The sequence below is a fragment of the Massilia sp. CT11-108 genome, assembly GCF_047302915.1.
Taxonomy (GTDB): Bacteria; Pseudomonadota; Gammaproteobacteria; order Burkholderiales; family Burkholderiaceae_D; genus Telluria; species Telluria orientalis.
On record NZ_JBKYMO010000191.1, the window covers coordinates 1 to 10,491 of the forward strand.

General features: G+C 66.3%; 10 protein-coding genes. 3 read left to right on the top strand and 7 right to left on the bottom strand.

The window, feature by feature from the left end; translation table 11 throughout:
- The 4 genes from ACEN88_RS16230 to ACEN88_RS16245 all read right to left on the bottom strand — a co-directional run.
- Positions 1–245, bottom strand: a 245-nt coding sequence (locus ACEN88_RS16230) for an aldehyde dehydrogenase family protein (protein ID WP_413341164.1), incomplete at its 3' end; no start/stop codon positions are given.
- Positions 246–400: 155 nt separating this feature from the next.
- Complete coding sequence (locus ACEN88_RS16235) at positions 401–1,375, bottom strand: M14 family metallopeptidase (protein WP_413341166.1); 975 nt, start codon at positions 1,373–1,375, stop codon at positions 401–403.
- Positions 1,372–2,469, bottom strand: coding sequence for a tartrate dehydrogenase (locus ACEN88_RS16240; protein ID WP_413341167.1), 1,098 nt, complete (start codon positions 2,467–2,469; stop codon positions 1,372–1,374). The genes ACEN88_RS16235 and ACEN88_RS16240 overlap by 4 nt, the downstream gene beginning before the upstream one ends.
- Positions 2,470–2,599: 130 nt before the next feature.
- On the bottom strand, positions 2,600–3,685 hold the full coding sequence (locus ACEN88_RS16245) for a tartrate dehydrogenase (RefSeq protein ID WP_413341169.1): 1,086 nt from the start codon (positions 3,683–3,685) through the stop codon (positions 2,600–2,602).
- A 106-nt stretch (positions 3,686–3,791) separates the two neighbouring features.
- On the opposite strand from ACEN88_RS16245, the gene ACEN88_RS16250 reads away from it, so the two are divergent.
- Positions 3,792–4,712: a LysR family transcriptional regulator gene (locus tag ACEN88_RS16250; protein ID WP_413341171.1), complete on the top strand. Its 921-nt coding sequence runs from the start codon at positions 3,792–3,794 to the stop codon at positions 4,710–4,712.
- A gap of 176 nt (positions 4,713–4,888) precedes the next feature.
- Here the strand turns inward: ACEN88_RS16250 and ACEN88_RS16255 are convergent, their stop codons facing one another.
- The 3 genes from ACEN88_RS16255 to yihA form a co-directional block, all read right to left on the bottom strand.
- Complete coding sequence (locus tag ACEN88_RS16255) at positions 4,889–6,136, bottom strand: MFS transporter (RefSeq protein WP_413341173.1); 1,248 nt, start codon at positions 6,134–6,136, stop codon at positions 4,889–4,891.
- A gap of 84 nt (positions 6,137–6,220) precedes the next feature.
- Positions 6,221–7,234, bottom strand: coding sequence for a porphobilinogen synthase (gene hemB, locus ACEN88_RS16260; RefSeq protein ID WP_056126520.1), 1,014 nt, complete (start codon positions 7,232–7,234; stop codon positions 6,221–6,223).
- Positions 7,235–7,248: 14 nt separating this feature from the next.
- Complete coding sequence (yihA, locus tag ACEN88_RS16265; RefSeq protein ID WP_413341174.1) at positions 7,249–7,935, bottom strand: ribosome biogenesis GTP-binding protein YihA/YsxC; 687 nt, start codon at positions 7,933–7,935, stop codon at positions 7,249–7,251.
- A gap of 175 nt (positions 7,936–8,110) precedes the next feature.
- Between yihA and ACEN88_RS16270 the strand changes: the two genes are divergently transcribed.
- Positions 8,111–8,794, top strand: coding sequence for a c-type cytochrome (locus tag ACEN88_RS16270; protein ID WP_413341176.1), 684 nt, complete (start codon positions 8,111–8,113; stop codon positions 8,792–8,794).
- A gap of 144 nt (positions 8,795–8,938) precedes the next feature.
- Positions 8,939–10,491 (top strand): cytochrome c biogenesis protein ResB (locus ACEN88_RS16275; RefSeq protein WP_413341178.1); only part of this gene is annotated, 1,553 nt, incomplete at its 3' end.

Sequence of the window (10,491 nt, forward strand, 5' to 3'; positions counted from 1 at the left end):
GCGAAGCTCATTTCGCGCGAACAGGGCAAGCCGCTGGCCGAGGCGCGCCAGTCCGGCAGCGCGGCCTGCGCGGCGGCGACGGCCAGCAATGCGTCGTCCGCGCCGCTGGCGGGCACGGTGGCGAAGCAGTCGTCCGAAGCCGGGTCGGCGACGTCGTAGCGGACGCCGCTGCTGCTGTCGCGCCATTGTCCGTCGATGAAATTGTGCTCCTTGAGCAGGTCGGTACGGGTCAGTGTCAGAGACATGGTCTTGAGTCCTTATGTGGAAGCGGAAAGGGCCGGCAAAGAACGCGGCACCGTTTCATGGTAGGCCCGACCCCGCGGCAGGATCGTACGGACGGCGGGCGGCGAAGCGGCGGAAATTGCGTATTTCGCGCCGCGGCGGCATGTTGTGCCGTGGGTCAGCCCAGCAACCGTCCCAGCCGCACGACGGTCACGCCGGGACGCAACTGGCGCAGCGACGGCATGACGAGCACGCAGTCCGGATAGGGCGTCGTGACCGGCTCGCCGTCGCGCCAGCCGATCACGGCACCGGCGTCCCGGAAGGTTTCCAGGCCGGTGTAGTCGGCGGCAAAGCGGAAGTCCATGCTGGACGCGACCACCGGCTCGGTGACGCGCACCACGCGCGTGGCGGCGGGTTGCGGCTGCAGCCACGCGGCCGGCAGGTCGGACGGTTCGACGACCCCGTGCAGCAGCAGGAAGCGGCCCGTGACGTCGCGGGCGACGTCCACCGCGCCGGCTTCCCAGTGCTGGCCGCATTCGACCAGCAGCGCGTTCTTCTCGCTGTCCGGATCGCCGAAGCCGGCATAGTCGCGCATGCGCCGGCCTTCCGGGTGGCCCTCGTCGCTGACGATCCAGGCTGGCGTGCCGAGCCGGCGCGCCAGCGCGATGCCCTTGTCCAGCGGGCCGCAGACCGACAGCGGCGCGCAGCGCTCGTGCATCGAATGCAGGTCGAGCAGGAAGTCGACGGTATCGAGCACGGGCCGCAATTGCCGCGCGCGGCGCAGTTCGGACGAATCGCGGGCAGCGTCGTCGAGGATGGCCGCGGTCCATACGCGGTTGAGATCCTGGTCGACGAAGCGCGAGGCGTCGGGATGGGCCGGGTCGAAGCGCAGGTAGGCCTCGACGTTGGCGAATGCGAGGGTCAGCCTGCCCCGGCGCGGGCGAATGCCGAGGCCGAGCAGGTCCGCGACGGCGATGGCGCCGCATACCTCGTTGCCGTGGGTGAGCGCGTTGACCATCACGTGCGGACCCGGCACGCCGCTGTCGTACGTGTACAGGTACGGGATGCCGCCGTTGCCGGCGGCGTAGGGGCGCAGGTCCGGGAAGGCGACGTCGATCGGATAGGCGGAACGCGTGGCGGTGTCCATGGTCATGCCCCCGCCACCGCCACTGCCGCCGCGATGGCCTGGCCCACTTCCGTGGTCGAGGCCTGGCCGCCCAGGTCCGCCGTGTGCGGGCCGTCGCGCAGCACCTGCTGGATGGCGGCCAGGATGGCGTCGTGGGCCTGGCGCCCGGGGCCGCCGCCGGCATCGAGGAAGTCGAGCATCATCGCGCCCGACCAGATCATCCCGATCGGATTGGCGATGTTCTTGCCGTAGATGTCCGGTGCCGAGCCATGCACCGGCTCGAACAGCGACGGGAAGGCGCGTTCCGGATTCAGGTTGGCCGACGGCGCCAGGCCCAGCGTGCCGGTGCAGGCGGGACCGAGGTCGGACAGGATGTCGCCGAACAGGTTCGAGGCGACCACCACGTCGAAGCGCTGCGGCTGCAGCACGAAGCGCGCGGACAGGATGTCGATGTGCTGCTTGTCCCAGTCCACGTCGGGATACTGCGCCGCCATCGCCGCCGCGCGCCCGTCCCACCACGGCATGCTGACGGCCAGGCCGTTGCTCTTGGTGGCGACCGTGACGTGCCTGCGTTGCCGCTGCCGCGCCAGCTCGAAGGCGAAGCGCAGCACGCGGTCGCTGCCGATGCGCGAATGGACCGATTGCTGCATCACCACTTCGCGTTCGGTGCCTTCGTACATGATGCCGCCGACGGACGAGTACTCGCCCTCGGTATTCTCGCGCACGATCATGAAGTCGATGTCGCCCGGCCTGCGGTTGGCCAGCGGGCAGGGCACGCCGTCGAACAGGCGGGCCGGGCGCAGGTTGACGTACTGGTCGAACTCGCGTCTGAATTTCAGCAGCGAGCCCCACAGCGACACGTGGTCGGGCACGGTGGCGGGCCAGCCGGCGGCGCCGAAGTAGATCGCGTCCATGCCGGACAACTGCGCCTTCCAGTCGTCGGGCATCATCTTGCCGGTGGCCGCGTAGTAGTCGCAGCTGGCCCATTCGACGTGCTTGTATTCGAGCCGGATGCCGAACCGGCTGGCGGCGGCATCGAGCACGCGCAAGCCCTCGGGCATGACTTCCTTGCCGATGCCGTCACCCGGGATGACGGCGATGTTGTAGATGTGCTTCCCCATGAAGAACGCTCCTCGAAGATCGGTTGGGACGATGGATCTCCTTATCGTAGGCGCGAAGCGCCGGCGGGAACGGCCGTCGTGGGGGGCGCAAGTTGGGGGATGTTGTGTTTTTCAGGCCCGGTTCGGCATGTTATGCGGCACGAACCGCCTGCCCCGCCAGGAAGCCGCACACGGCCCGCGTGACGTCCGCCGTCGTCGCCGTCCCGCCGAGGTCGCGGGTGTGCAGCGACGGCGTGGCGGTCACGCTTTCGATCGCGCGCATCACCTGCAGCGCCGCGCCGGACTCGCCCAGGTGGTCGAGCAGCATGGCGACCGACCAGAACGTGCCGATCGGATTGGCGAGGCCACGGCCCATGATGTCGAAGGCGGAGCCGTGGATCGGTTCGAACATCGACGGATAGCGGCCGTCCGGATCGATGTTGCCGGTCGGCGCGATGCCCAGGCTGCCGGCCAGGGCCGCGGCCAGGTCGCTGAGGATGTCGGCGTGCAGGTTCGTCGCGACGATGGTGTCGAGCGTTGCGGGGCGGTTCACCATGCGGGCGGTCGCGGCGTCGACGAGTTCCTTGTCCCAGGCGACGTCCGGGAATTCCCTGGAGACCTGCAGCGCGATCTCGTCCCACATCACCATCGCGTGGCGTTGCGCATTGCTCTTGGTGATGACGGTCAGCCGTTTGCGCGGACGCGACTGCGCCAGCCGGAACGCGAAGCGCAGGATGCGCTCGACCCCGGCCCGCGTCATCATCGAGACGTCGGTCGCGGCCTCGATCGGATGACCCTGGTGCACCCGGCCGCCCACGCCCGCGTACTCGCCCTCCGAGTTCTCGCGCACGATGACCCAGTCCAGGTCCTGCGGCGCGCAGCGTTTCAGCGGTGCGTCGATACCGGGCAGGATGCGGGTCGGACGCACGTTCGCGTACTGGTCGAAACCCTGGCAGATCTTCAGGCGCAGGCCCCACAGGGTGATGTGGTCGGGAATGTCCGGGTCGCCGGCCGAGCCGAACAGGATGGCGTCCTTGCCGCGCAGCGCGTCGAGGCCGTCGGCCGGCATCATGACGCCGTGGCGCCGGTAATAGTCGCCGCCCCAGTCGAAGTCCTCGAACTCGACGCTGAACCCGGCGCCCGCCGCGGCCAGTGTTTCCAGTACCTCGCGCCCCGCCGGCACGACTTCCTTGCCGATGCCGTCGCCGGGAATGGTTGCGATCCGATATGTCTTCATGGTGCCTGTCTCCTGTCTCGATGATGTGGCGCTACTGTAGGTGCTGGACGAACGGAAACAGCATGGCTAGACTCAATGCATCTTTAACCTGGGATCAAGAATCGGGATGAGTACGGGCTTACAGCCGGCCGAGCTGGGGTTTTTCGTGTCGCTGGCAACCTGCGGGAGCCTGAGCGGCGCGGCGCGTGAGCTCGGCGTCAGCACGGCCGCCGTCAGCAAGCGCCTGGCGCAGATGGAGGCACGGCTGGGCCTGCCCCTGGTGAATCGCACGACGCGCCGCATGAGCCTGACGCCCGATGGCGAAGTCCTGCTCGAGCACGCCCGGCGCATCCTGGACGATATCGCCGACCTCGACCAGTTGCTGGGCGCGTCGAAAGGCCAGCCGAAGGGCCAGCTGCGGGTGAACGCGACGCTGGGTTTCGGCCGTCTTCATGTCGCCCCCGCCATCTCGCAGTACGCGCTGCGGTATCCCGAGGTCGACGTCCAGCTGCAGTTGTCGGTCAGGCCGCCGCCCCTCACGGACGACCAGTTCGACGTCTGCATCCGGTTCGGCGCGCCCGCCGACGCACGCGTGATCGCGAAGAAACTGGCGAACAACCGCCGCCTGTTGTGCGCGTCGCCCGGGTATCTCGCGGCCCGCGGCGCGCCGGCGAGTCCCGCCGACCTCGCGCGCCACAACTGCATCTGCATCCGCCAAGGCGACGACGCCCACGGGACGTGGCGCCTGCACCGGGACGGCGCCGACGGCCCCGGCGAAACCGTCAAGGTGCGCGGCAACCTGGCGACCAATGACGGCGAAACCGCGGTCAACTGGGCGCTCGACGGCCACGGCATCCTGCTGCGTGCGGAATGGGATGTCGCGCGCTACCTCGACAGCGGACGGCTCGTGCAGGTCTTGCCGCAGTTCCTTACGCCCGATGCGGACATCTATGCGGTCTATCCGCAGCACCGGCAGCAGTCGGCGCGCGTGCGCACGCTGGTTGCTTTCCTGGCGCAGGCATTCGACGTTTCGTTTCGCCGCGAATAAATATCACCGTGGAGATCCGAGAAACGTTGGCCTACAAATTCGGCAACGGCAACCGGGCCGTGGCGATCTTTTCCGACGTGGATTGCGCACCGTGCCGCACGATGCACCGGGAAATCGAAAAGCTGGACGACACGACGGTGTACGTGTATCGCCGCGAACCAGAAAGCCCGCTGAGCCTACGGCCGGCCCGCCGCGGCCGCCTGCGGCTTGTGGAACCGGCCCAGCACGTGCAGGAGCACGAGCGTCGCCACGATCCATCCGATCAAGATGCTCCACACGGCATCGTAATCGCGCGCCGCATCGTGGAGCATGCCGAGCGCCGGCGGCGTCAGGACGATGGCGATCTGATTGACGGTCATGGCGGCGCCGAGGGCCAGCCCGACGCTGTCCGCCGGTGCCGAATCCGCGATATAGGTCACCCAGGGACCATACCAGCCCAGCGCAAAAAAACCGAGCACGGCGATCAGCCCGAACAGCCAGGATCGCGGCGCGTCGACGGGCAGGCCGATCAGGGCAAGCAGGCCGATGCCCGTGGCCAGCATGCTGACCGCCACGGGCACGAACCGGTCGCCGGTCTTGCCGCAGCGGTCGCTCCAGATCGACAGGACGATGCGGCCGACGCCGCCGCACAGCTGCATCGACAGCAGCATCCAGCCGCCCTCGCGCAACGGCAGGCCGAACCGGTCGCGCAGGAACAGCATCAGGAAGACGACGATGCCGTATTGCGTGCCGACCAGGGCCATGCCGGACCAGACGACACGCTGCATCCACCGTTGACGCACCATCCGGACCAGGAAGAAGACGGTCAGCACGGCACGCTTGCCGGGACGGTCCGCCAGCGTGGGCGGACGATAGACCGCCCAGAACAGCAAGCCGGAAGCCAGGACGACGGCGACGCTGAACAGGAAGGCGGCGCGCCAGTCGCGCACGCCGACCAGGAACGGCAAGGCCGCCGCAGCCGCGGCGCCGCCGAGCGGCAGGCCCGCCTGCCGGATGCCCATCGCGATCCCCAGTTGATGGCCGTGGAACCATTGCGATACCGACCGGCTACCGCCCGGCTGGACCGTGCTGTAGCCCATGCCGATCACGAACAGGGCGGCGCACAAGGCGAGGAAACCGGGTGCCACGCACGCGCCCACGAGGCCGAGGGCCATGATCAGCATGCCCGCGCCGATGATGGCCCGCTCCGACTTGCGGTCGAGCAGGTCGCCGACGAAGAGCAGGGTGAAGATCGGCGCCACGGTCGAGGCGGTGATGAGCAGGCCCACCTGGGTGGCGGACAGGTGCAGATCCTTTTGCAGGTACCCGGCCAGCACGGCGATACCTTGCGTGACGAACGCCGCGCCGGCCTGGAGCACGGTGGCGACGGCCAGGATCAGCCAGCGGTAGGGGGACGTCCGGGAATCCTTGGGAAAGGCAGGCATAAAACTGGAGATGTTACCGATCCAGGATTGCCGGACGCTATCGAAATGTCACACATGAACGATGTGTAACGTTTCAAGCGTGTTTTATGCCGCGGCCTTCAGGCGCCGCGCCACATCCATCGCGAAATAGGTGAGCACGCCATCCGCGCCGGCACGCTTGAACGACATCATGGTCTCCATGATGACCTTGTCCGGATCGAGCCAGCCGTTCTGGAACGCGGCCTGCAGCATCGCGTACTCGCCGCTGACCTGGTAGGCGAAGGTCGGCACCTTGAATTCGTCCTTCACGCGGCGCACGACGTCCAGGTAGGGCATGCCCGGCTTGACCATCACCATGTCCGCGCCTTCCGCGATGTCCAGCGCCACTTCGCGCAGGGCTTCGTCGCTGTTGGCCGGGTCCATCTGGTACGTGTTCTTGTCGGCCTTGCCCAGGTTGGCGGCCGAACCGACGGCTTCGCGGAACGGGCCGTAGTAGCCCGACGCGTACTTGGCCGAGTAGGCCATGATCCGCGTGTGGATCAGTTCCTTCTCTTCCAGCGCCACGCGGATCGCGCCGATGCGGCCGTCCATCATGTCCGACGGGGCGACGACGTCGACGCCGGCCTCGGCCTGGGCCAGCGCCTGGCGCGTCAGCATCGCGATCGTCTTTTCGTTGACGATGTAGCCGTTTTCGTCCGGCAGGCCGTCCTGGCCATGGGTCGTGTACGGGTCGAGGGCGACGTCCGTCATGATGCCCAACTGCGGGAAGTGGCGCTTCAGCTCGCGCACGGCGCGCGGGACGAGGCCGTCCGGATTCGTCGCTTCCACGCCGTCATAGGTCTTCAGCGATGCCTCGATGACGGGGAACAGCGCGAGCACGGGGATGCCCAGCGCGACCGCTTCCTCGGCCACCTTCAGCAGCAGGTCGACCGACAGCCGCTCCACGCCCGGCATCGACGCGACCTGCTGGCGCTGGTTCTGGCCGTCGAGGATGAACACGGGATAGATCAGGTCGGAGGCGGTGACGACGTTTTCGCGCATCAGGGCGCGCGAGAACGGGTCGCGGCGCATGCGGCGCATGCGCACGGCGGGGTATTGCGAAGGCGTGATGATCGGCATGGCGGTTCCAAAGGTTATTGTTCGGGATCGGCCGGATCGTCCTCCAGGCCGAGCAGTTCGATGATCTTGTCGTTGGCTTCCTCTATGCCGATGCGTTTCAGCGCCGAGAACAGCTGGACGGTGAACGGGAAGCCGTTGCCTTCCTCGTCGACATAGCTGTCCAGCACTTGCTGCGCCTGGCGCAACGTGTTGACGGATTCGTTGCGGTTGAGCTTGTCGACCTTCGTGAGGATGCAGTGGATCGGCTTGCCCGTCGGGGCGAACCATTCCAGCATCTGGATGTCGAGCTCGGTGAACGGGCGGCGCGAATCCATGATCAGGATGAGCGCGGCCAGCTGTTCCCGCCGCTGCACATAGTCGCCCAGCAGCCTTTGCCAGTGCAGCTTGGCATCGCCCGACACTTCTGCATAGCCATAGCCCGGCAGGTCGACGAGCAGGCCCTCGATTTCCTCGACCTTGGTCGGATCCTTGCGGTGCATGGCGACGTGCGCTCCGCCGATCGAGAAGAAATTGATGTGCTGCGTACGGCCGGGCGTCTTGGACGCGAACGCGAGGCCCTTCTGGTTCGTCAGGATATTAATCGCCGTCGATTTGCCCGCATTGGACCGGCCGGCGAAGGCGATTTCCGGTACCTGGGTCTTGGGAAGATCCCGCAACTGGTTGACGGTCGTGAAGAAACGGGCTTGCCAGAGTTTGGACATGAGGGAAGTGGAGCGAAAAAGACAACGAAGGTGAGGGCGGGAAACAAAGGCTATTGTACAATAGGGAGTTACCTGCCGCCGGCGAGCCTGAAGGCGTCATTGCCGGCGCGGGGGCACGAGCATGACCGCTGCACTGCAACTGCAAGTTTATCTTTGACTTTTTCAGGGTGCTTGAATGAATCGTGTGTTCCAACCGGCCGCATGTGCGGCGATCGTGAAATCCTTGCTGGCCAGTTTCCTCATCGTGGGCAGCGCTTTTGCAGCGGACGCGGCCCACGCGCCCCCGGCCGCCGCCAAGGCCGATCCGGCCAAGGGCGGTTCCCTCTACGACACCGGCGACAATGCCCGCGGCCTGCCGGCCTGCGCGTCGTGCCATGGCGCCGGCGGCAATTCGACCATCAACACGAACCCCAAGCTGGCAGGACAGATCGACAATTACCTGCACAAGCAACTCGTCGACTTCACGACGCCGGCCCGCAACCAGCCCGTGATGACGACGTACGCCAAGATGCTGAGCGACGACGAAAAGAAGAACATCGCCGCCTACCTCGCCACGCAGCAGCCCAAGCAGGGCGCCGCACGCAACAAGGACACGCTGGAACTGGGCCGCAAGATCTATCGCGGCGGCATCGCCGACCGCGGCGTGGCCGCCTGCGCCAGCTGCCACGGCGCCACCGGTTCCGGCATCCCGGCCCAGTATCCGCGCGTGGCCGGCCAGCACCAAGATTACACTGTCGCCCAGTTGCAGGCGTTCAAGGCGGGCGGGCGCAGCAACAGCCCGCAGATGGCCACGCTGGCCAAGCGCCTGTCTGACGACGAAATGAAGGCAGTGGCGGACTATATCGCCGGCCTGAAGTGATACCCGGTATCAGCCGGTCAGAGTGAATAGAGCCGAATAATCGGCCTACAATAAAAAAAGCAGGACAACAGGGAAGGGCGGCCGCGCAAGCGGTGCGCCCTTTTGTTGTATCCTCAATGAATGTTGTGTCTAGAGTGAAAGTCGATGAGTACCACCGGAATTGAACTGAAGACGCGCCGGCGCGGCGTAGCGGAAACGGTCGAACTGCTGTCCTCGATGCGTTTCGCGATCACCCTGCTGGTCATGATCGCGATTGCCGCCATCATCGGCACCATCCTGCAACAGGACCGGGCGATGCCGGACTACGTGAACCAGTTCGGGCCGTTCTGGTTCGAAGTGTTCCGCAAGCTCAGCCTGTACACGGTCTATTCGGCCTGGTGGTTCCTGCTGATCCTCGCGTTCCTGATCGTGTCCACGAGCCTGTGCATCGCGCGCAATGCGCCCAAGTTCATCCGCGACATGCGGAGCTGGCGCGATTCCGTGCGCGAAGAATCGCTGCGCAATTTCCACCACCGAAGCGAATGGACGGCGCCGCTGGACATGGTCCCGCTCGCGCAGCAGACGGCGTCCCGCCTCGTCGACGCCGGTTATAAAACGAAGATGGTCGACAAGGCGGGCGGCGTGCTCGTCGCCGCGAAAAAGGGCGCCGGCAACAAGTTCGGCTACATCTTCGCGCACACGGCCATCATCGTCATCCTGCTGGGCGGCCTGCTCGATTCGAACCTGCCTATCCGCTTCCAGCAATGGTTCATGGGCAAGACGCCGTATGCCGGCACGGGCCTCATCTCCGCCATCCCACCGCAGCACCGCCTGGGTCTCGGCAACCCGACCTTCCGCGGCAACACGATGATTCCAGAAGGCCAGGCCAGCGACACGGCGCTGCTCCAGCAGGCCGACGGCGTGCTCGTGCAGGATCTGCCGTTCACGATCGAGCTGCGCAAATTCATCATCGACTTCTACTCGACGGGCATGCCGAAGCTGTTCGCCAGCGAAGTCGTGATCCGCGACCACGAGACGGGCAAGGCGTTCCCCGCCACCATCAAGGTCAACGAGCCGCTGATCTACCGCGGCATTGCCGTCTACCAGTCCAGCTTCGAGGATGGCGGCAGCAAGCTCAAGCTGACGGGCTGGCCCATGACGGGCACGAGCGACAAATCGTTCTCGTTCGATGGCGAAGTCGGCAATGCGACCGAGTTGAAGCAGGGCGCCGACGTGTATTCGGTCGAGTGGTCGGGCTTCCGTCCGTTCAACGTCGAGAACACGAGCCAGAACAACGATGCGCGCGCCGTCACCAAGGGCAAGAGCCTTGAGGAACAGTTTGCCCAGACCTTGTCCCAGCACTCCGGCTCGGCCGCGAAGAACGTGGGCAACAAGGACCTGAAAAACGTCGGTCCCAGCGTGCAATACAAGCTGCGCGACAAGACGGGCCAGGCGCGCGAATTCCTGAACTACATGCAGCCCGTGACCCTGGACGGTCATGAAGTGTACCTGGCCGGCGTGCGCAACAATCCGTCCGACCAATTCAGCTTCCTGCGCATCCCGGCCGACGACGAGCACGGCCTGCGCGAATGGATGCGCCTGCGCGCCGCGCTCGCCGACCCGTCGCTGCGGGAAGAAGCGGCCCGCCGCTATGCCGCTCGCGTCGCCCGGCAAGAAAGTGGTCTATGTGGGCTGCCTGTTGCTGGTGCTGGGCATTT